The sequence below is a fragment of the Mycobacterium sp. BK086 genome, from assembly GCA_004362315.1.
GTDB lineage: Bacteria > Actinomycetota > Actinomycetes > Mycobacteriales > Mycobacteriaceae > Mycobacterium.
Window position 1 is genome coordinate 161,439 of record SNWL01000006.1, and the last position, 21,211, is coordinate 182,649.

At 66.2% G+C, this 21,211-nt stretch carries 20 protein-coding genes; 11 read left to right on the forward strand and 9 right to left on the reverse strand.

Features of this window, described 5'->3' with window-relative positions:
• Window positions 1-33 precede the first annotated feature (33 nt).
• The 4 genes from EV580_RS21575 to EV580_RS21590 all read left to right on the forward strand — a co-directional run bounded on the left by EV580_RS21575 (window position 34) and on the right by EV580_RS21590 (window position 4,362).
• Complete coding sequence (locus EV580_RS21575) at window positions 34-477, forward strand: SRPBCC family protein (RefSeq protein WP_133693424.1); 444 nt, start codon at window positions 34-36, stop codon at window positions 475-477.
• On the forward strand, window positions 470-2,227 hold the full coding sequence (locus EV580_RS21580) for a sulfatase-like hydrolase/transferase (RefSeq protein WP_133693426.1): 1,758 nt from the start codon (window positions 470-472) through the stop codon (window positions 2,225-2,227). The genes EV580_RS21575 and EV580_RS21580 overlap by 8 nt, the downstream gene beginning before the upstream one ends.
• A gap of 75 nt (window positions 2,228-2,302) precedes the next feature.
• On the forward strand, window positions 2,303-3,427 hold the full coding sequence (locus tag EV580_RS21585; protein ID WP_133693428.1) for a VOC family protein: 1,125 nt from the start codon (window positions 2,303-2,305) through the stop codon (window positions 3,425-3,427).
• Window positions 3,424-4,362 (forward strand): fumarylacetoacetate hydrolase family protein, encoded by a 939-nt coding sequence (locus tag EV580_RS21590; protein ID WP_133693430.1) that lies wholly within the window; start codon window positions 3,424-3,426, stop codon window positions 4,360-4,362. Before EV580_RS21585 ends, EV580_RS21590 begins: the two co-directional genes overlap by 4 nt.
• On the opposite strand, the gene EV580_RS21595 is transcribed toward EV580_RS21590, so the two are convergent.
• The gene (locus tag EV580_RS21595; RefSeq protein ID WP_133694123.1) at window positions 4,353-4,937 is read right to left on the reverse strand and encodes a TetR/AcrR family transcriptional regulator; all 585 of its coding nucleotides are present in this window, start codon (window positions 4,935-4,937) and stop codon (window positions 4,353-4,355) included. The two genes, EV580_RS21590 and EV580_RS21595, sit on opposite strands and share 10 nt — an antisense overlap.
• A 111-nt stretch (window positions 4,938-5,048) precedes the next feature.
• On the opposite strand from EV580_RS21595, the gene mhpA reads away from it, so the two are divergent.
• Window positions 5,049-6,599 (forward strand): bifunctional 3-(3-hydroxy-phenyl)propionate/3-hydroxycinnamic acid hydroxylase MhpA, encoded by a 1,551-nt coding sequence (gene mhpA / locus EV580_RS21600; RefSeq protein WP_133693432.1) that lies wholly within the window; start codon window positions 5,049-5,051, stop codon window positions 6,597-6,599.
• Here mhpA and EV580_RS21605 read toward each other — a convergent pair.
• Together EV580_RS21605 and EV580_RS21610 are read right to left on the reverse strand one after the other, a co-directional pair.
• On the reverse strand, window positions 6,543-6,791 hold the full coding sequence (locus tag EV580_RS21605) for a hypothetical protein (RefSeq protein WP_133693434.1): 249 nt from the start codon (window positions 6,789-6,791) through the stop codon (window positions 6,543-6,545). The genes mhpA and EV580_RS21605 overlap by 57 nt on opposite strands.
• A gap of 45 nt (window positions 6,792-6,836) precedes the next feature.
• On the reverse strand, window positions 6,837-7,445 hold the full coding sequence (locus EV580_RS21610) for a helix-turn-helix domain-containing protein (RefSeq protein WP_133693436.1): 609 nt from the start codon (window positions 7,443-7,445) through the stop codon (window positions 6,837-6,839).
• 110 nt (window positions 7,446-7,555) lie between these two features.
• Between EV580_RS21610 and EV580_RS21615 the strand changes: the two genes are divergently transcribed.
• Genes EV580_RS21615 through EV580_RS21625 form a run of 3 tightly spaced genes read left to right on the forward strand, consistent with a single transcriptional unit; the run spans window position 7,556 to window position 11,543 of the window.
• Window positions 7,556-8,899 (forward strand): NAD-dependent succinate-semialdehyde dehydrogenase, encoded by a 1,344-nt coding sequence (locus tag EV580_RS21615; protein WP_133693438.1) that lies wholly within the window; start codon window positions 7,556-7,558, stop codon window positions 8,897-8,899.
• A gap of 3 nt (window positions 8,900-8,902) precedes the next feature.
• A complete protein-coding gene (locus tag EV580_RS21620) occupies window positions 8,903-10,096 on the forward strand; it encodes an acyl-CoA dehydrogenase family protein (protein ID WP_133693440.1) in 1,194 nt (397 codons plus the stop codon).
• Between the two features lies 1 nt (window position 10,097).
• A complete protein-coding gene (locus tag EV580_RS21625) occupies window positions 10,098-11,543 on the forward strand; it encodes an aldehyde dehydrogenase family protein (protein WP_166654818.1) in 1,446 nt (481 codons plus the stop codon).
• 57 nt (window positions 11,544-11,600) lie between these two features.
• Here the strand turns inward: EV580_RS21625 and EV580_RS21630 are convergent, their stop codons facing one another.
• From EV580_RS21630 to EV580_RS21640, 3 genes are all read right to left on the reverse strand, one after another.
• A complete protein-coding gene (locus tag EV580_RS21630) occupies window positions 11,601-12,281 on the reverse strand; it encodes an IF2 family translation initiation factor (protein WP_133693442.1) in 681 nt (226 codons plus the stop codon).
• A 29-nt stretch (window positions 12,282-12,310) separates the two neighbouring features.
• Window positions 12,311-12,862, reverse strand: a complete 552-nt coding sequence (locus EV580_RS21635) for a CsbD family protein (RefSeq protein ID WP_133693444.1) — start codon at window positions 12,860-12,862, stop codon at window positions 12,311-12,313.
• 73 nt (window positions 12,863-12,935) lie between these two features.
• On the reverse strand, window positions 12,936-13,994 hold the full coding sequence (locus EV580_RS21640; RefSeq protein WP_133693446.1) for a zinc-dependent dehydrogenase: 1,059 nt from the start codon (window positions 13,992-13,994) through the stop codon (window positions 12,936-12,938).
• 206 nt (window positions 13,995-14,200) lie between these two features.
• Between EV580_RS21640 and EV580_RS21645 the strand changes: the two genes are divergently transcribed.
• Both EV580_RS21645 and EV580_RS21650 read left to right on the forward strand, forming a co-directional pair.
• A complete protein-coding gene (locus tag EV580_RS21645; RefSeq protein ID WP_183504506.1) occupies window positions 14,201-16,165 on the forward strand; it encodes a PTS mannitol transporter subunit IICBA in 1,965 nt (654 codons plus the stop codon).
• Window positions 16,166-16,175: 10 nt separating this feature from the next.
• Window positions 16,176-16,934: a DeoR/GlpR family DNA-binding transcription regulator gene (locus EV580_RS21650; RefSeq protein WP_133693448.1), complete on the forward strand. Its 759-nt coding sequence runs from the start codon at window positions 16,176-16,178 to the stop codon at window positions 16,932-16,934.
• On the opposite strand, the gene EV580_RS21655 is transcribed toward EV580_RS21650, so the two are convergent.
• Entirely contained in the window at window positions 16,931-17,875 is a 945-nt protein-coding gene (locus EV580_RS21655; RefSeq protein WP_133693450.1) for a helix-turn-helix transcriptional regulator, read from the reverse strand. The two genes, EV580_RS21650 and EV580_RS21655, sit on opposite strands and share 4 nt — an antisense overlap.
• A 195-nt stretch (window positions 17,876-18,070) precedes the next feature.
• Between EV580_RS21655 and EV580_RS21660 the strand changes: the two genes are divergently transcribed.
• On the forward strand, window positions 18,071-19,273 hold the full coding sequence (locus EV580_RS21660) for a TetR/AcrR family transcriptional regulator (protein WP_133693453.1): 1,203 nt from the start codon (window positions 18,071-18,073) through the stop codon (window positions 19,271-19,273).
• 20 nt (window positions 19,274-19,293) lie between these two features.
• Here the strand turns inward: EV580_RS21660 and EV580_RS21665 are convergent, their stop codons facing one another.
• Both EV580_RS21665 and EV580_RS21670 read right to left on the reverse strand, forming a co-directional pair.
• Entirely contained in the window at window positions 19,294-20,064 is a 771-nt protein-coding gene (locus EV580_RS21665; RefSeq protein ID WP_133693455.1) for an SDR family oxidoreductase, read from the reverse strand.
• A 38-nt stretch (window positions 20,065-20,102) separates the two neighbouring features.
• The gene (locus EV580_RS21670) at window positions 20,103-21,203 is read right to left on the reverse strand and encodes a 3,4-dihydroxy-2-butanone-4-phosphate synthase (RefSeq protein WP_133693457.1); all 1,101 of its coding nucleotides are present in this window, start codon (window positions 21,201-21,203) and stop codon (window positions 20,103-20,105) included.
• Between the last annotated feature and the right edge of the window lie 8 nt (window positions 21,204-21,211).

The window sequence follows — 21,211 nt, forward strand, 5'->3', positions numbered from 1 at the left end:
ACATGGTCTCCGCGGGTGCGGTTGAATGGTCCCGTGGCCGAGACTCGCCGCACGCGCACGGTAGCGGCCGAGCCGCAGGCAATTTGGGATGTCCTCGCAGACTTCGGGGCGATCAGTTCGTGGGCCGACTTCGTCGATCACTCGTGCCTGCTGAGCCCCGAAGCTCAGGACGCCGGTGTGGGCACCACCCGGCGCGTTCAAGTCGGCCGGAACACTCTCGTCGAGCGGATCACGGCGTTCGACCGGGCCCGGACCCTCGCGTACGACGTCGAAGGCTTCCCGCGCTGGTTGACGGTGAACAACCGCTGGACATTCGCTCCATCGGCAGGTGCCACCGCGGTCACGCTGGTCAGCACCGTCAAGGTCAGCGGCCCGCTGGGACGGATCGTCGAGGGCGTGGTCACCCGGGGTTCCGTCAAACAGCTCGACCTTGTCCTCGAGGGGCTGGCGAAACGAGTGGAGGGCAAAAATGTCTGACAGTCCCGACGTCATCATCGTGATGACCGACGAGGAACGTGCCCCTGTCCCCTACGAATCCGGCGAGGTCCTCGCCTGGCGGAACCGGGCGTTGACGGGCAGGCGGTGGTTCGACGAGCACGGGGTCAGCTTCTCGCGCCACTACACGGGTTCACTGGCCTGTGTGCCGAGCCGGCCCACGATCTTCACCGGCCAGTATCCCGACCTACACGGCGTCACCCAGACCGATGGCATCGGGAAGGTCTTCGACGATTCACGGATGCGGTGGCTGCGGCGCGGAGAAGTGCCCACCCTGGGCAACTGGTTTCGCGCCGCGGGCTACGACACCCATTACGACGGCAAGTGGCATATCTCGCACGCCGATCTGACCGACCCTGAGACCGGTGGCCCGTTGGCGACCAACGACGACGACGGCGTCGTCGACCCCGCCGCGGTGCAGCGCTACCTGGACTCCGACCCGCTGGCACCGTTCGGCTTCTCCGGCTGGGTCGGCCCCGAGCCGCACGGTGCGGGCCTGGCCAACAGCGGATTCCGGCGCGACCCCCTGATCGCCGACCGGGTCGTCGCCTGGCTGCAGGACCGCTACGCGCGCAGACGTGCCGGCGACGCCGCCGCCCTGCGGCCGTTCCTTCTCGTCGCCAGCTTCGTCAACCCGCACGACATCGTGCTGTTCCCGACGTGGGCGGCGCGAAGTCCACTGGATCCTTCACCGCTGGATCCACCGCCGGTGCCAGCGGCGCCCACCGCACGCGAAGACCTGCGGACCAAGCCCGCCGCGCAGATCGCGTTCCGGGAGGCCTACTACTCCGGATACGGTCCCGCGCCGGCGATCCAGCAGGTGTACGACCGTGGCGCCCAGCGCTATCGCGACCTCTATTACCGGTTGCACGCCGAGGTGGACGGACCGATCGACCGGGTGCGCCGCGCGGTGACCGAAGGCGGCTCCGACGACGCCGTGCTGGTGCGCACCGCCGATCATGGGGACCTACTCGGCGCGCACGGCGGACTGCATCAGAAGTGGTTCAACCTCTACGACGAGGCGACACGCGTCCCGTTCGTGATCGCCCGGGTGGGCGCCCGCGCGACACAGCCGCGCCTGGTCACCGCCCCCACATCGCATGTCGATCTGGTTCCGACCCTGCTCGGCGCCGCCGGCGTGGACGTAACCGCCGTCGCCGCAATACTTTCCGAATCGTTCTCGGAGGTACACCCGCTGCCGGGGCGCGACCTCATGCCTATCGTCGACGGCGCGCCGGCCGACGAGGATCGCGCGGTGTACATCATGACCCGCGACAACATGCTCGAAGGCGACACCGGCGCGTCCGGTCTGGCCCGCCGACTCAAGAGGACAACGAATCCTCCTGCGCCGCTGCGCATCCGGATACCGGCTCATACCGCGGCAAATTTCGAAGGACTGGTCACCCGGGCGGACGGCCGCCTGTGGAAGCTGGTGCGGAGCTTCGACGACCCCGGCACCTGGACCGAACCGGGTGTTCGGCATCTGGCCGCCAATGGGTTAGGTGGTGAGGTGTACCGGACCAGCCCGCTCGACGATCAGTGGGAGCTCTACGACCTCACCGACGATCCCATCGAGGCGGTCAACCGCTGGAGCGACCCGGCACTGCACGACCTGCGGGCGCAGCTGCGGACCCAACTCAAGCAGGTGCGAGCCGACGCGGTCCCCGAGCGCAACAACCCGTGGCCGTACGCCACGCGGCGGCCACCGGAAAGGCGGCGCCGCTTCCGCTGAGCCGCGCGAGGACGGCTTGACTGAGGACTCCGTCGTATGTGACGATTTCGTCAGTACCACTGGAGGTGGGTTCTGATGCGGATCGGCGCGCACAACAATGTGCACAGCGAGCAGGGTGCGCTGCGCGGTGAGCATCCGGGCCGGTCCCGCAATCCGGTGATCAAAGTGCACGACCTCGCGTGGCTGGAGTTCGAGAAGCCCGACCTGGTCGCCGCCGAGGCGTTCGCCCAGGCTTTTGGCTTTCAGACGGTCGCCCGCACGGCCGATGAGCTGCACTTACGTGGCGCAGATGCCGGAGCGCCGTGCGTTCTGATCCGCCGCGGACCGCAGACACGATTCCGCGGAGTGGCGTTCATCGCCCCCGACGCCGTCGATGTCCACACACTCGCCGAGGCCAACCGCACCGCGGCCGAGCCGCTGCCCGAATCCCTCGGCGGACTGTCGGTTCAGCTCACCGACCCCGGCGGCATCCCGGTGAAGGTCGTCGCCGGACTGCACGAACTGCCCGAACGGCCTGCCCAGCCCCCGCACACCTTCAACGTCGGCCGCGAGGCGGTCCGCGTTAACGCCACCCAGCGCCCGCCCCGAACGCCTGCGGTGGTGCAGCGGCTCGGCCACGTCGTGATGCAGTCCGCGAAGTACCTCGAGGCGCTCAACTGGTACCTCGACAACCTCGGGCTCATCGTCAGCGACTTCCTCTACTTCCCCGGCCAGCGCGGCCGCGGCCCGACGATGAGCTTCATCCGCTGCGACCGAGGTTCAGTACCTTCCGATCACCACACGCTGGCCCTGGCGCTGGGCCCGGCGAGCCGCTACGTGCATTCGGCGTATCAGGTCAGCGATCTCGATGCACTGGCCGCCGGCGGCGAATACCTGTGCGACCGAGGTTATTTCCGATCTTGGGGCATCGGCAGACACATCCAGGGCAGCCAGCTCTTCGACTACTGGCGCGACCCGGACGGGTTCCTGGTCGAGCACTTCGCCGACGGCGACATGTTCGACGACACCCTCGAGCCGGGTTGGGCACCGTTCACGGCGTCAGGGTTGGCCCAGTGGGGTCCGCCTGCCACCGCCGACTTCCTCGGCACCAGTCCCAAACATGCTCGCCACGAGGTGATTTCGATGATCACCGGCCTGCGCGAGAAGAACGAGTTCGACGTCAAACGCCTCATCGGCTTGCTGAAAGTTGCCACCTCATGACCACTTCCGTCCTCCGCACCGCCGACGCTTGGTGGGTGGTCACCCCGGCCGGCGCGGTCAGGATCGCCACCTCGGCGGGCACCACCGCGGAGCTACTGGCCGACCGCGCGGCGATCGAGGCCGCGAAGCTCGGCACCGATGCTGTCGACGTCGACGAACTCGATCTGCTCTCACCGGTGACCGCACCGTGCCGGGTGGTGGCCCAGATGACGAACTTCGCCTCGCACGTCCGGGACGCCGGTATGGATCCCAAGACCATTCCGCTGACGTTCTTCCGCAAGTCGTCGGCGTCGATCAGCGGGCCCTTCGCCCCGGTGCGCAAACCCGCACACGTCAAGTTCCTCGATTACGAGGTCGAGATCGGGCTCGTCATCGGCCGTGACATCCCGGTCGGGACAACGATTTCCGCGGACAACCTCGGTGAGTACATCGCCGGTCTGGTCGTGACCAACGACGTGTCGGCCCGCGATATCCAGCTGCCGCAGACCCAGTTCTACGAGGCCAAGTCGTATCCGACGTTCACCCCCGTCGGACCGGCGCTGGTCCTCGTCGACGCCGGGGAGTTCGCCCGCTTCGGCGAACTGCGGCTGCGGCTATCCGTCAACGGCGAGGAACGCCAGAACGCGCTGGTCGCCGGCGACATGCTCTACCGCCCGCTGGAAGCACTCCAATCACTGTGCCGTTTCCAGGATCTCGCGGCCGGTGACCTCATTCTCACCGGGACACCCGTCGGCACGGCGCTCAGCGCACCGCCGAAACCGATCGAGATGATCGCCGCACTGTTACCGCCCGCGGTCAAGTGGAAGGCGTTCTTCAAGCGCCAGGCCGGCAACCCGAAGTACCTGCGCGACGGTGATGTGATCGAGGCATCGGTGCGCACCGACGATGGCGCCATCGATCTCGGCGCACAGCGCATGCCGGTGTCCTACTCCTGAAATGCCATGTCCGGCAATGGTAATGAACAGATCTTGCGGGCATCAGCGGCCGACATTCCGAACAGCCGTAGGACATCCACGGTGACGGCATCGGCCGTCGCGCCCGCGTCGCGGTCGGGACGCGCCTGCAACAGGTATCCGAGGCCGAGCAGCGCGCCGGCCGCCACCGACAGCGCCAACTCCGGGTCGTCGACGTGAAAGCGCCCTCCGGCAATGCCCGCATTAATGTCGCGCATGGCCCGCGGAGCCAGACCGCGATCCGAGGACAGCAGCGCGCCTGCGTTGTCCAGCAGGATCCGGCTCTCCTGCGGGCGCTCCCGGAAAAACCGCCCGGTCAGCCGGAAGCTGCAGGCGAACACGGCCGCCGGGTCCTCGATATCGGCGGTGAGCTCGTCCAGCACGGCGCCGTGCGAGTCGAGGACATCGCCGACGGCCGCCTCGAACAGTTCCTCTTTGCTCTGGAAGTGGTTGTAGAACGACCCCATCCCGACGTCGGCGGCCTGGGTGATCTCCAGAACCGGGACATTGAGTTTTCCCGCGGCGATCATCGACTGAGCCGCCTTGATCAGGGCCATCCGCGTCCGCTGTTTGCGGCGCTCCAGCCGGTTGATCGGCGCTTCGGTCACGGCACGAAGCCTACCGGGTCTCACTACTGATGATTTCCTCAGTTGGGCGGAAGGAGCGCCATGCCCTGCAGTGATGGGCCACCCGTGGTGATCGTCGGCGCCGGGCCCACCGGCATCACCGCCGCCACCCTGCTCGCCCAGTACGGCGTCCGCAGCCTGGTGCTCGATCGCTACGCCGACGTCTACCCCCAACCCCGCGCCGTGCACCTCGACGACGAGGTGTTCCGGATCGTGCACCGACTCGGAATCGCCGAGGAGTTCGCGAAGATCTCGCGACCGGCTCACGGCCTTCGGCTGCTGGATCCCCACATGCGCGTGCTGGCCGAGTTCAACCGGGATCCCGCGCGCGCGCCGCACGGTTATCCGGAAGCCAACATGTTCGACCAGCCCGAGCTCGAAGCGCTACTACGCACCAATCTCACCCGGCATCCACTGGCGACACTGCGCGGCAATGTGGAGGTCACCGACATCACCGGCCTGGCCGGTGGCCGCATCCGGGTCTCCTACACCGATCGTGCCGACGGCCGGACGCATGCCGTCGACACCGACTACCTACTGGGGTGCGACGGCGCCAACAGCCTGGTGCGCACGCGGATCGGATCGACCATGCGCGACTTGCGATTCGAACAACGTTGGCTGGTGGTCGATGTGGCGACCACCGCGGACCTGGGTCAGTGGGCGGGTGTGCACCAACTCTGCGATCCGCACCGAGCCGGCACCTTCATGCAGATCGGCGACGTGCGCTACCGCTGGGAGTTCCGGCTACTGCCGGGCGAAAAGGCCGACGACTTCGGCACATTGGCGGCACTCGCACCGCTCATCGCGCCGTGGACCGCGGCAACCAGTATCGACGAGCTCGACCTGATTCGGGTGGCGGAGTACACCTTCCGCGCTCAGATCGCCGACCGCTGGCGATGCGCCAATACATTTCTGCTCGGCGACGCCGCCCACCTGACACCGCCGTTCGTCGGTCAGGGCATGGGAGCCGGAGTGCGCGACGCGATGAACCTGGCCTGGAAGCTGGCGGGTGTCACCAACGGGACGCTGACGCCGGCCGCCCTGGACACCTACGAGCAGGAGCGAAAGCCGCACGCGCGCAAAATGATCGACGTCGCACTGATGGTTGGGCGAGCCATGACCTCGGGTGGTCGTTTCGGCAACATGTTGCGCCGCACCATCGTTCCGCAGATCCACCGGCTGCCCGGGCTTCGCGAGCGGGTGATCGATTCCCGGACACCGCCGCTACACCGCTCGGCGCTGGTCCATCGCTCACACCTACCGGGCCGGCTGGACGGGAGGATGTGCCCCAACGTACTCGATTCCACCGGCCGGCGACTCGACGATCTGCTGGGCAACGGCTTTACGATCGTGACAACACAGGCGCCGAGCACCGCGGATCGACGGTTCGCCGAACGCTACGGCGCCGCAGTGCATGTGGCGTCACCCGGAAGTGCCCTAGCGCAGTGGCTGCGCAATGGCCATGCCGGCGCGGCCATCATCCGGCCCGATCGGACCGTGCTACGTGCGGGACGTGACGTGGGAGAGCTGGCGCGCCTACTCGGCTGCTATTTGGTGGCTGTCCACGAAAACGAGGGTGCCGGCGTCCAATAGGACGGCCCAGCGGCGGGCGGCGTCCGAGATGTGGACGTCCCCGACGTCGACAGCGTGGCCGGCCAGGTCGCCGAAATCCTCGACGATCACACCGCTCGCCTCGTCGTCGGTGTCGACGTAGACCCGGACGCGTAGATCGACGGCGAGCTCTTCGTCGCCGTCAGCCCGCTTTCCCGCTGACTTCTTGGCCACCCAAATACCTTCCCCGGCACACAAATGTCTAGCCAGTAGAGCACGTCAGACCCGATTCGGCCCGGAATTCCGCGGTATTGGCGGCACGATCGACCACAGGACTTCACTTTCGCTCTCCCCCGGGTTGTCCCAGGAGTGCACGGCCTTCGCCGAGAACGTGTAGCAGTCGCCGGTTTTGAGCACGGATTCTTGACCCTCGACGGTCAGGCGCAGACACCCACGGAGGACGAAAACGAAGATGGTTTCCGACTCCAGCGCATACGCCCCACCCGTTCCGCCGCCCGGGCTCAGCACCGAGCGCATAACTTGAAGGTGCTGTTCGGTCGCCGGCGTCAGAAGGTACTCGCGGATTCCGCTGCCGCCCATCTCGACTGGCGCACCACCGCCACCGCGCACCACCGCCGACTCCGGGTAGTCGAACAGCGAACCCACTGAGACACTGAGGATTTCGCACACCTTGAGAAGGTTGGGCACCGAGATCGTGGTCTGGCCGCGCTCCACCAGGCTGAGGAATCCCTTGGTGAGCCCGGCGCGGTCGGCGACCGCCTCGAGCGTCAGCTCCCGCTCCTTGCGCAGGGCGCGAAGTTTCGGGCCGAGCCGGTTCATCCAGCCGTCGACGCCCGCGGGAGCATCGGTGTCCGCGTCCTGTGACATCGGGGCACCTCGCCTTCACCCGTCGATCCGTCGCCGACCCTTGCGCCGCCAAAGTTTAGCGGTATATAACTTTCATAAGTTTTACACCACTAAACCATCAGGACGGAACAATGAGTCTGTACGCCGTGGTCGACCCGAAATCCGGTGACGTTGTCCGGGAGTACCCGACCGCCACCGACGAACAGATCGAACAGGCCTTGGCCGCGGCCGCCACGGCCTACCGCGAGTGGTCCAAGACCTCGACGCTGGCCGACCGGGTGGCCCTGATCCGGCGGGTAGCCGCGCTGCACACCGAGCGCCGCGAGAAGCTGGCCGAGATCATCCACCGCGAGATGGGCAAGCCGCTGGACCAGGCTCTCGGCGAGGTGGATTTCAGCGCCGCGATCTACGAGTACTACGCCGACAACGCCGAGAAGTTCCTGGCCGACGAGCCGATCCAGCTGCTCGACGGCGACGGCAGCGCGGTGATCAAGCGCGGGCCGGTCGGTGTGCTGCTGGGCATCATGCCCTGGAACTACCCCTACTACCAGGTGGCCCGCTTCGCCGGTCCGAACCTGACGCTGGGCAACACGATCGTGCTCAAGCACGCCCCGCAGTGCCCGGAGTCCGCCGAGGCCATCCAGCAGATCTTCGACGACGCCGGCTACCCCGCCGGGGCCTACGTCAACGTCTATGCCACCAACGAACAGATCGCCGATGCGATCGCCGACCCGCGGGTGCAGGGTGTCTCGCTGACCGGCTCCGAGCGCGCCGGCGCCGCGGTGGCCGAGATCGCCGGGCGCAACCTGAAGAAGGTGGTGCTGGAACTCGGCGGTTCCGACCCGTTCATCGTGCTGTCCAGTGACGACCTGGACGCCACCGTCGAGGCCGCCATGGCCGGCCGCTTCGAGAACACCGGTCAGGCCTGCAACGCCGCCAAGCGCTTCATCGTGGCCGCCGATCTCTACGACGAGTTCTTGGACAAGTTCACGGCCAAGGTCGTCGAGGCCGCCGACGGCCTGGCCCCGCTGTCTTCGCTGGGCGCGGCCCAGCGGCTCGCCGAGCAGATCGACCGCGCGGTCGCCGACGGCGCCAACCTGGTCTCGGAGGGCAAGCGCGACGGCGCCTACTTCCCACCCGGTGTGCTGACCGGGGTCACCCCCGATTCGGCGACCTATCGCGAGGAGCTGTTCGGCCCGGTGGCGATGGTCTTCAAGGTCAGCTCCGAGGATGAGGCTGTCGAGCTGGCCAATGACATCCCGTTCGGGCTCGGCTCGTACGTCTTCACCACGGATGAGGAGCAGGCCAAACGGGTAGCCGACAAGATCGACGCCGGCATGGTGTTCGTGAACGTCGTCGGCGCCGATGGTGTCGAGCTTCCGTTCGGCGGGGTGAAGCGCTCCGGCTTCGGACGCGAACTGGGCCGCTTCGGCATCGACGAGTTCGTCAACAAGAAACTGATCCGGATCGGATAACCAATGAGCACCACCACGGCTCCGGCCAAGAAAGACATTTACACCCCGCTGGAGCTGTTCGCGACCGACCGTCTGCTCGACGCCGACGAACGGGACATCGCGGCGACGGTGCGCAAGTTCGTCGACACGCGGCTGCGGCCGAATGTCGAGGACTGGTTCGAATCTGCCACGCTGCCAAAAGAACTCGCCAAGGAGTTCGGCGAACTGGGCGTGATGGGCATGCACCTGCAGGGGTATGGCTGTGCGGGCACCAATGCGGTGAGCTACGGCCTGGCGTGCATGGAGCTCGAAGCCGGTGACAGCGGCTTCCGCAGCTTCGTGTCGGTGCAGGGCTCGCTGTCGATGTTCTCGATCTACCGCTACGGCTCCGACGAGCAGAAGAACGAGTGGCTGCCGCGGCTGGCCACCGGTGAGGCCATCGGATGCTTCGGGTTGACCGAGCCCGATTTCGGCTCCAACCCGGCCGGAATGCGCACGCGAGCGCGACGCGACGGCAGTGACTGGGTGCTCGACGGCACCAAGATGTGGATCACCAACGGCAATCTCGCAGATGTCGCCACGGTATGGGCGCAGACCGACGACGGTATTCGGGGCTTCCTGGTGCCGACGGACACCCCCGGCTTCACCGCCAACGTCATCCACAAGAAGCTGTCGCTGCGCGCTTCCGTGACTTCCGAGCTGGTGCTGGAGGGCGTCCGGCTGCCGGCATCCGCCCAACTGCCGGAGGCCAACAGCCTTGGCGCGCCGCTGTCCTGCCTCAACGAGGCGCGGTTCGGCATCGTGTTCGGCGCGCTGGGTGCGGCCCGCGACAGCCTGGAGACGGCGATCGCTTACGCGAAGGAGCGCGAGGTCTTCGACCGTCCGTTGTCGAGTTTCCAGCTGACACAGGAGAAGCTGGCCAACATGACGCTCGAACTGGGCAAGGGCATGCTGCTGGCCGTGCACCTGGGCCGGATGAAGGATGCCGAGGGTGCCCGGCCCGAGCAGATCAGCCTGGGCAAGCTCAACAACGTACGCGAGGCGCTGGCGATCGCGCGGGAATGCCGAACCCTGTTGGGCGGCAGCGGGATCACCCTCGAATATTCACCGCTGCGCCATGCCAACAATCTCGAGTCGGTGCTCACCTATGAGGGCACCTCGGAGATGCATCTGCTGTCGATCGGGAAGGCCCTGACCGGACAGGCAGCGTTCCGCTGAGGTGACCGAAGTCAACGAACTGCGACAGTTGATCGCCGGACAATGGTGCGCGGGTAGCGGGGACGCGCTCCGCAGTATCAATCCGACGCGACCGAGTGTGGTTGTCGCCGAGGGTAACTGCGCGACGGTCACCGATGTCTCTCATGCGGTGGCAGCGGCGGGTGAAGCGCGCGGTGGTTGGGCCCGCACGCCCATCCATCAGCGTGGCGCCATCCTGCTGGCGGCCGCGGCGATCGTCGAACGCAACGCCCAGGCTTGGGGCCTGGAGCTGGCGACCGAAGAGGGCAAGACCAAGACCGAGGGTATCGGCGAGGTCGGCCGGGCCGCCCAGATCCTGCGCTACTACGGCAACGAGGGTGATCGCCAGGCCGGGGAGATCTTCGCATCACCACGGGCCGGTGAGCAGATCCTGGTGACCCGCAAGCCGATTGGCGTGATCGCCATCATCACCCCGTTCAACTTCCCGATCGCCATCCCGGCGTGGAAGATCGCTCCGGCGTTGGTGTACGGCAATACGGTGGTGTGGAAGCCCGCGACAACCGTTCCGCTGCTGGCGATCAGGCTGGCCGAGGCGCTGACCGAAGCCGGCCTGCCGCCCGGGGTGCTCAATCTGGTGATCGGCGATTCGCCGGTCGGCGAGGCACTGGTCGAGCATCCCGACATCGCCGCGATCAGCTTCACCGGCTCGACTGCCGTCGGCAGGAGCATCGCCGCCTCGGCTGCCGCCCGCGGCGTGCCGGTCCAAGCCGAGATGGGCGGCAAGAACGCGGCGGTGGTCCTCGACGACGCGGATATCGAGCTGGCGCTGGACCAGGTGATGCTGGGGGCATTCCGTTCCAGTGGCCAAAAATGCACGGCAACATCGCGATTGATCGTCACCGAACGGATCGCTGACCAGTTCCTCGAAGAGATCGCGACCCGGGCCGACGCCCTGGCCGTCGGCGATCCGACCGACGAGGCCACGCAGATGGGCCCGGTCATCACCGGTGCCGCACAGAGGAGCATCTACGGGGGCCTCGGCACGGCTATGGCTCAGGACGCCGAGGTGCTGGCCGGCGGCGAGCCCTATTTCAAAGGCCTATTGGCCGAGGGGTTCTTCGTCGCACCCACGGTGGTGGAGTTATCGGGGCCAGCTGACATCTGGTCGCATGAGCTGTTCGGCCCGGTGCTGGCGGCGCGGCGTGCCGCTGATGCCGAGGAAGCATTCGCCTTGGCCAACGACAGTGAATTCGGTTTGTCCGCTGCGATATTCACCCAAGACCTGACCCGCGCGCTGGCTGCGATCGAGCATGTCGACGTCGGTGTGCTGCACATCAACTCCGAATCGGCGGGCGCCGACCCGCATGTGCCGTTCGGCGGGGCGAAGAAGAGCGGGCTCGGCCCGAAAGAGCAGGGCACCGCGGCGCGCGAATTCTTCACCCACACCACGACGGTCTATCTTCGTTGATTGAGCACTGAGGTCGCACATTCGCGCGAATCCTCAGTCGCTAGTACTCAATCAATGCTAATTCTCTTCGACGGCGCGCGCCTGCTGACGCTTCTCCTTCTCGACATCGGCGAGTTCAGCCACCCGGTCGGCATCTTTACGAATCGACGCTGCCTCGGTGCGCTTCTCGTGCGCATCCTTGAGTTGTGCGTCGGCCCTCTTGGCCGCCGTCTTCGCCATCGCATCGATCTGCGCATTCTCGGTCCGCTTGGCGTTCTCCACTGCCGCAGTGCGTTGCGTTGCCGTCTTGTCGGCACGCTTCCCAAGGGAAGCCGCCCTTTCCTCAGCGTTCTGCGCAGCCTCACGCTTACGCGCCTCCGCTTGTTGGCGCGACTCCTTGACGGTCTTTTCCTTTGCGGCTTGGGCGTTTTGCCGCTGCTGGCTTGCGGATTGACGCCGGGCTTTGAAGTTCTGACCCGCTTCCCGCACCTCTGCATCAGCTTGTGCGTCGAGTTCGGCAGCCAGAAGTCGCGCTTCACTGCGGTCGGCGATTGCCGCCCCGCGTTCGGCAATCTTCTGGTCGCCCAGTACGTTGCCGACTGTGATGTCGAGAGCGCCCAGCGACCGCTCATAGATCAGCCGCGGCGACGACTCGGCGTCCAGGCGGGCCACCAGCTGTTCTTCGATGATTTGCAGCGGCAACCGGGCGGCGCGATACTGCAAGCGCAGAATGGCGAAGGGCACGTCGGAGATTTTCACTGTATTCCTTATCCGATAGTCGTTGCCACTCAGGGCAATTCAGCGTCTTTTGACAGATCTTCGGCTTCCTCACGCAGACGCTCGGCCTCCGCTCTCGCATGGGCAGCCTCACGGATGGCGTCCTGGTGCTCGTCGGCAGCGGCCTCAGCTTGCTCGTGAGCCTGTTCAGACTCCATCTTCGCTCGGGCCTCGGCACCGGCGGCCTGGCGTTGGGCGTCTCGCTCGGCCGCCGCCGCCGCGGCCGCTGCCAGCTGGCCCGCATCTTGTTCGGCCGCATGCCTCTGGGCGGCCGCCTCGTTACTGATCGCCTGTTCAGCCGTTGCGGCACTGGCATTGACTTCGGCTCGCGCCCGCGCGGCTTCCACGGTGGCCTCGAACTTCTCGTCGCGGGCGTCGGCAGCCTCGGCATCAGCTAGCGCCTGTTCGGCGGCAGCCTCCTTGCGGTGCTTCGCCGCGACCTGATCCAGCTGCCCTTCCGCGGCCAACGAATCGTTGCCGGTGACAGCGCCGAAGACCTCCTTGGCCTTGCCTTTGATCGAGTCGATCAAACCCTCACGGGCTTGCTCAGCTTTGTTGTCCATCTGATCCCCTCGTTGTCATGCGTGCGCACACTGCATTCCACGAGAGAGCCGGATGAAACCCGAATCAAGCGACCTATGGCTCGACGGTGACCTTGATGGCTTCGCCGCTCTTGACGATGCCGAACGCGTCCATCACATTGTCGAGCGAAATGTGGCTGGTGATCAGGTCTTTGACGGGAACCTGCCCGGTCGAGATGTACTCCAGCGCGCGCTTGTTGTGCTCGGGCGCTGAGCCATTGGCCCCGTGGATGTGCAGCTGCCGGTAATGCACGACGTTCGAATCGCAAGTGATCGTCGGGTTGGTCTTGGGCAGCCCGCCAAAGAACGAGATCCGCCCGTTGCGGGCGGCCATTGCGATCGCCTGCTCCTGGGTGATGTTGGCCGCCGTCGCGGTGATGATGACGTCGGCACCACGCCCGCCGGTCAGCTCCATCACCTTGGCGACGACGTCGACATCGGCGGCGTTGATGACCTCATCAGGGCTCACGGCGTCCGCTGACATCTTGAGCCGGCTGTCGTTGACGTCGACGAGATAGACCGGACCGCAGTTGTGAACGCCGCGAGCGATCCGGATGTGCATACAACCGATCGGGCCGGCGCCGAACACGACGACGGTGTCCCCCTCTTCGATGCCGAGCAGTTCCTGGGCGTTGATGGCACAGGCGAACGGCTCGGCGGCCGACGCCTCGTCGAAGCCGACGTTGTCGGGGATGCGGTTCAGACCGTCGACGGCCAGCACCTGCTTGGGCACGATCATGTACTCGGCGAATCCGCCGTCGTACTGATAGCCCACCGAGGTCTGGTTCTGGCAGACCGCCATCCAGCCCTTGCGGCACTCATGGCATTTCCCACACGGCACCGCGGCGATGACCTGAACCCGGTCGCCGACCTTCCATTGGCTGCCGTAGGTCTGGTTGACGTCCGCGCCGACCTCGACGATCTCGCCGGCGATCTCGTGCCCGATCGTCCGCGGCGGGGTGAGGTTCTGGTGACCGTTGTAGAAGATCTTGACGTCGGTGCCGCACGTCGAGCAGTTGCGCACCCGGAGTTTCACCTCGTCAGGGCCACACGTGGGCTCGGGAACATCCTCCAGCCGGACATCCTCGGGGGCGTAGAAGCGCAGGGCTTTCATGGCGATCGTCCTTCCGACGGGCTCCGGCAAAGCCGGCGATGTAGCGAGCGGCTGGTCAACACTCTAACGGCCAACCGGGCAGAAAACCACAATTATCTTTGCCCGTTTATGACCGATTGCTTGCATTAGTGCCCGATTGTGGGGTTTACTGGGAATTCGATGTGATCGGCATCACCCCTAGAGCTCACTTGATCGGAGGCCTCAAGTTGTCCACCACCGAGACGAAACCGCGGACCGGCGCACGGGTTCACGTTCAGAAGCTGGGCACGTCGCTGTCGAACATGGTTATGCCCAATATCGGCGCGTTCATCGCCTGGGGCTTGATCACCGCACTGTTCATCAAGGCCGGCTGGCTCACCGGCATCTTCCCGGGGCTGCGCGACCCGAGCGGCTGGGTGGCCAAGATCGGCGGCTGGGGCGACTTCGCCGACGGCGGCGTCGTCGCGCCGATGATCACCTACCTGCTGCCGATCCTGATCGGGGCCACCGGCGGCCGGATGGTCTACGGGATCCGCGGCGGTGTCGTCGGCGCGATCGCAACCATGGGCGTCATCGCGGGCACCGACATCCCGATGTTCCTCGGCGCGATGATCATGGGCCCGCTCGGCGGCTGGGTGATGAAGAAGGTCGACGCCATCTGGGACGGCAAGGTCCGCCCGGGCTTCGAGATGCTCATCGACAACTTCTCGGCAGGCATCGTCGGGCTCATCCTGGCCACGTTCGGCTTCTTCGGAATCGGCCCGATCGTGTCGAGCTTCAGTCACGGCGCAGGCAAGGTCGTGGATTTCCTGGTCGCGCACGATCTGCTGCCACTCACCTCGATCTTCATCGAACCGGCCAAGGTGCTGTTCCTCAACAACGCGATCAACCACGGGGTGCTGACGCCACTGGGAACCACGCAGGCGCTGGAGACCGGCAAATCCGTGCTGTTCCTGCTGGAGGCCAATCCCGGGCCCGGGCTGGGAATCCTGCTGGCGTTCATGGCATTCGGTCGGGGGGCGGCAAAGGCATCGGCTCCCGGCGCGGCGATCATCCAGTTCTTCGGCGGCATCCACGAGATCTACTTCCCGTACGTGCTGATGAAGCCGAAGCTGATCCTGGCCACGATCCTGGGCGGTATGACCGGCATCTTCATCAACGTGCTGTTCGGCTCCGGCTTGCGTGCACCCGCCGCGCCCGGCTCGATCATCGCCGTCTACGCACAGACCGCGACCGGCAGCTTCCTCGGTGTCACCCTGTCCGTATTCGGCGCGGCCGCAGTCTCATTCGTGGTCGCCGCTCTGCTGCTCAAGACCGACAAGTCCGACGACGAGGGCGACTTGGCCGCCGCGACCGCGGACATGGAAGCCCTCAAGGGCAAGAAGTCGAGTGTGTCGGCCGCACTGGTCGGGACCTCCGCCAGCGGTCCGATCACCAACATCGTCTTCGCCTGCGACGCCGGGATGGGATCTTCGGCGATGGGCGCATCGGTGCTGCGAAAGAAGGTGCAGGGAGCCGGATTCAGTGACGTCAAAGTCACCAATCAGTCGATCGCGAACCTCACCGACACCTACGGCCTGGTGGTGACGCACCAGGACCTCACCGCTCGCGCGAAGCAGCGGACACCGTCGGCCGTTCACGTCTCGGTCGAGAACTTCATGAACGCCCCGCAGTATGACGAGATCGTCGAACTACTCGGCCATGCCAACGGCACCGCCAGCGCACCCGCCGTCGAGGAGCCGGCCGAAGAGGCGCCGGCCACCGACGTGCTCACCGTCGATTCCATCGTGCTGGCCGGCACGGCCACCACGCGGGACGGGGCGATCAGCGAAGCGGGCCGACTCCTTGTGTCCGCCGGTGCCGTCGAAGCGTCGTATGTGCACGCCATGCACGAACGGGAGAGCTCGGTGTCCACCTACATGGGCAATGGCCTGGCCATCCCCCACGGCACGAACGAAGCCAAAGACTCGATCCGGCACACCGGGATCTCGTTCGTCCGGTACGCCGAACCGATCGACTGGAACGGCAAGCCTGCCGAGTTCGTGGTCGGCATCGCCGGAGCCGGGAAAGACCACATGGCGCTGCTGACGAAGATCGCCGGGGTATTTCTCAACAAGGACGAGGTGGCCCGGCTCCGGCAGGCCACAACCCGCGAGGAGATCCAGTCGGTGCTCGGCGGCGCCGGCGGGTGAGAATAGCGACGTGGATTCGGACACCCGTCAAGGCCGCATCGTCGAGTTCGCCCGCACCAGGGGGCGGGTCGAGGTAGCCGCGCTCGCCGAGGAGCTGGACGTCGCGGCCGAGACCATCCGCCGCGACTTGAAGGTCCTCGCCGGTCGCAGGATGCTCAAGCGGGTCCACGGCGGCGCCGTCCCGCTGGAGACCGCGGCATTCGAATCGACGGTCGAGTACCGCAGTCAGGTCGACCTCGCCGAGAAGCACCGGATCGCGGGCGGAGCCACCGAGCTACTACACGGGGCCGAAACGGTCTATCTGGACGAGGGTTTCACCCCGCGGCTGATCGCCGAACGGCTCGCCGACGAGGAATTGACGGTGGTCACCTCATCGCTGTTGGCGGCCGAAGCGCTGGCCCACAGCGATTCGGTAACGGTCTTGTTGCTCGGCGGGCGGATGCGGGGCCGCACCCTTGCCACGGTTGATCATTGGGCGACCGACATGCTGGGCAGCCTGGTGATCGACATCGCTTACCTTGGCACGAACGGGATTTCGCCCGAGCATGGCCTCACCACCCCCGACCCGGCAGTGGCCGCGGTGAAACAGACCGCGGTCAAGACCGCACGGCGCCGAGTTCTGGTGGCTGCGCACACCAAGTTCGGCGTCAGTAGCTTCTGCCGGTTCGCCGAAGTATCGGACTTCGACTCGATCGTGACCGGCACGGAATTGTCTCTCGCCGAAGCCCGGCGCTATGAGGCGATGGGGCCGACAGTGGTGCGGACCTAAGGTCCCCGGCGGGTCAGCCGGTGATAGAGCGCCGCGGCCTCAGTTCGGTTGGCAGCGCCCAGCTTCCGCAGGATGCGCTTGACATGCACCTTCACCGTGTTCTCGGTGAGGAACAGGCCGGTGGCGATCTGGGCATTGGTCTTTCCCAATGCGATGCTGCGCAACACATCCCACTCGCGCGGCGACAACCGCTCCGTGGCGTGTTCGGCGCTGGGCAACGGCGACACCGCCGCAAGCCGCACCGGCGCAACCTGGTTCGCGTCGTTGTCGGCCACCCGCTCACCCGGGGCCACCGACGCCTGATTGATCACCTTCAACCGGTCGGCCAGCTGAGCCCGCTCGATAGCCAGACCCAGACCACCCGCGTACAGGCCGAGTAGCCGGCGGTCGATCTCCTCGACACTGCGATCGGGATACCGATCGGCATGCACCATGGCTACCGGAAGGCCCCACGCCTGGACGGGTGCGGCCACGTAATCGGTTGTCCGAGCGAATCTCACGAGCTTGCGGAAGACCCTGGGGTGTGACTGCGCATCGGACACCAGGATCGGAGTTCCGCCGAGCAACATCTCAGACTCCAGGAGCTGTCCGGCCAACCGCCGGGAATGGGCGCTTCCGAAAGCAACGAGCTGCTCGGCGAAATCGGGATCGTCTACGGTGAAGGCACTTTGGGTCAGCCAGATCCCATGGTCGACGCGGGAGAACAACACCCGGGTGAAGCCGATCTGGGCGGCCGCCTCGGCCGCCAGCGCCAGGAGTTCGTCCATCGACGATGCCGCGACGAGCCGGTCGACCGCCTTCTGCACCCCGGCGATCAGGTGGCCGGTATCCGGCTCGCGCACGTCCTCTTGCGCCCGGGCGGGACCGCCCACCACAGCGGGCAGACGACTCAGCGAAGTCCCGCCAGATGTCTTCGCCGTCGCATCCAGACGACCGATCACCCCCGCGAGAGTACGCGGACTAGACAATTATGTCTATATCTGTTAACCGTGAATATCTAGCAGTGTCAGTCCAATTTCCCATGCAGACATGCCTTTTATACGCACGATGTATTTTTTTAGTACGTTCTCAATCCGGAGGCAATGCGATCTGCGAAGATGTTGCGAATCGGCGATCCCGGAAGGAGCACTCCAGCGATGCAGCCAACCGTGCCGGCCGTGCGGCGCAGGCCCAAGGACCGCAAGAAGCAGATCCTCGACCAGGCCGCCCGGCTGTTCATCGACCGCGGATTTCATTCGGTCAAGCTGGAGGAGATCGCCGAAGCGGCCGGCGTCACTGCCCGCGCGCTGTATCGCCATTACGACAACAAGCAGGCCCTACTCACCGCGGCAATCCTGAACGCTCAGGACGAGTATCAGAGCGTGCGCAATCCGCAGGGCCGCGCACCGGAAACGGCAGCGCGTCCCCTGCATGCCGAATTGCCCGAGCTGATCGCAGCGGCGGTCGAGACGCGCGCGCTGACCGTGCTCTGGCAGCGGGAAGCCCGCTACATCACCGACGACGATCGTGCCGAGGTCCGCGGTCGTATCAACGCGATCGTCGCGGGCATGCAGGCCGGGGTGCACCTGGAGATGCCGGAGCTGGACCCCCCACATGTCGAGCTACGGGCATGGGCGGTATCGAGCACACTGACCAGCCTTGGGCGGCACAGCCTGAGCCTGCCGGGCGGCGAGCTCAAGGACCTTCTGTACAGGGCCTGCATGGCGGCCGCTCGCACCCCGCCGACCGGAGCTCTCGAGCCGATGGAGACGGCCGCAGACCGGGAGCCGGCATCGTTCTCGCGCTACGAAACCCTGCTGGCGGCAGGCGCACAACTGTTCCGCGCCCATGGATTTCCCGCCGTCAGCACAGCCGACATCGGTAAACGGGTTGGTATCGCGGGCCCGGGTCTGTACCGCTCGTTTTCGTCCAAGCAGGCCATCCTCGACACACTGGTCCGGCGCCTCGACGAGTGGTCCGCACTGGAGTGCATCCGCGCACTTCGCGCGAATACCACTGCGGCACAACGCCTCAGCCAACTCGTCGCTGGACGCGTACGGATCAGCCTGGACGATCCCGACCTGGTGTCGGTGTCGATCACCGAGCTGTCCTCGACGTCCGACGAAGTTCGTGACAGCTTCGCCAAGAACCAGGCCGACCGCGATGGCGTGTGGATCGACCTGATTCGCACCCTTGTCCCGCAGACTTCCGTCGCGCAGGCCCGGCTACTGGTCGCCGCTGCCGTCAGCTTCATCGAAGACGTTTCGCGCACCTGGCATCTCACCCGTCGGACCGATGTCGCGCTGGAGATGACCACCATCGCGTTGTCGATCCTTACCAGCCAGGACAAATCTGAGTAGACCGCCGAAAACGCCGAACATCACCACAATGCTGCGAGCGTTCCGCCATCGGCGACCTGTGCCGTCCCGTTGACCATCGACGCGTCGTCGGACAGCAGAAATGCGACCACGCTGGCCATCTCGTCGGGACCGGCCATCCGGCCCTGCAGGCGCCCGATCATCGTGTCAGCGCCGCCCTCCCCCAAGGCTTCATCGAACATCGTCATCGCGGTCTGCTGCATCGGGGTATCGACGAAGGCGGGCAGCAACGCATTCGAGCGCACATTCGCCGAACGCAGTTCCGCCGCGGTGATCCGGCTGAGGTGGATGATGCCGGCCTTGGACATGCCGTAGGCCGAGGTGCCTGCGGCGGCGACCTGCCCGCCCAGCGAGGACATGTTGACGATGGCGCCCCCGCCGCGCTCGATCATCCGGGGCGCAACGTGTTTGGTGCACAGCCACGCACCACGCAGGTTGATACGCATGATCCGGTCGAAATCGTCGACGCTGGTCTCCAACAGCGGCGCGAAGTGGACCACACCGGCGTTGGCGACGAGCTTGTCGACGCCACCGAATGCCGCGACACAGGCGTCGACCATGGCGATCACCTGTGCCTCATCGCTGACGTCCACGCGGTGGCCGACCGCGCCGCCGCCGATCTCGGCCGCCGCGACATCGGCGGACTCGGGGTTGATGTCGGCGCACAGCACCCGGCACCCTTCGGCGGCCAGCCGTCGTGCGATCGCCAGGCCGATACCGGCGCCCGCGCCTGTCACGATCGCGGCTTTGCCGGCCAGGTCCGGATGCGTCATCGCACCATCACTCCCATCATGTTGTGTCCCAACACTTCTCAGCCGACTGCCGACAGTGTCGACGCAGCCGACTCGACGTGCAGCCCGTGCTCGCGGATTGCCCCGAACATCAGCAGACCCAGTTCGGGTGCGTCATCGGACAGTCTGACGGTATATACCCCGAGGTCGCGCAGAATCCAGGCGACTGTCTCCGACAACAGATCCGGCGCCGTTGCGCTGGTGAGCACACCGCAGGCACGTGCGGTCGGCGGACGCAGGTAGATGACCATGCCGGTGCCCTGCTCGCGCATCGCGGCAACCGCACCATCGAGCTCGGCCCCGCAGCGGCAGGCCAGGGATCCGAAGACATCGCCGCTGAGACACTCGATATGCACGTACACCGGCATCGGGGTATCCGCATCGGCGTTGCCCGCGATCATCGCCAGGTGTTCGCAACCGTCAGCGGCGTCGCGGAATCCGACCACTCGGAACGTGCCCGCAGCGGTGGGTAACGTCGTCTCCGCCGAGCGGACGACCTGCGGCTCGGTACGACGCCGGTACGTGGCGATCTCGGCGATCGAGACGAACGGCAGCCGGTGCTGCTCGGCGAACGAAGCCAGTTCGTCCCGGCCCGCCATCTCGGCCGGATTCCGCTGGGAAACAAGCTCACACAGCACGCCAGCCGGTCTACGCGTACCCAGCACGGCCAAATCCACCGCAGCCTCTGCCGCACCGGGCAGCGGTCCCAACACGCCACGCCGTCCCGACCGAACCGGGATCACGTGTCCGGGCCTGCGGAAGTCGGCTGGTGTCGATTCGGCCGCAGCCAGGGCAGCGATGGTCCGGGCACGGTCGATCGCCGAGATCCCCGTGCCCGTCTCGCGGAAGTCGACCGCGACCCGGTGGCCGGCCGTGCCGGTGAGTTCGCCATCCTTGTGACACACCGGAGGCAGATTCAGCCGTTCGCATTCCGCACCCGGCAGCGCGACCCGGACGTATCCCGATCCGTGCCGGACGGTGAACGTGAGCAGCTCCGGTGTCGCGGCATCCGCGGCGAACACCAGATAGCCTTGCGCTTCACCGTCATCCATCACCACCACCGGACGGCCGGTGGCGACAGCCGAGACGGCGCGCCGAACGCGTCCGTGTGAGGTTCTCATCGCCGACG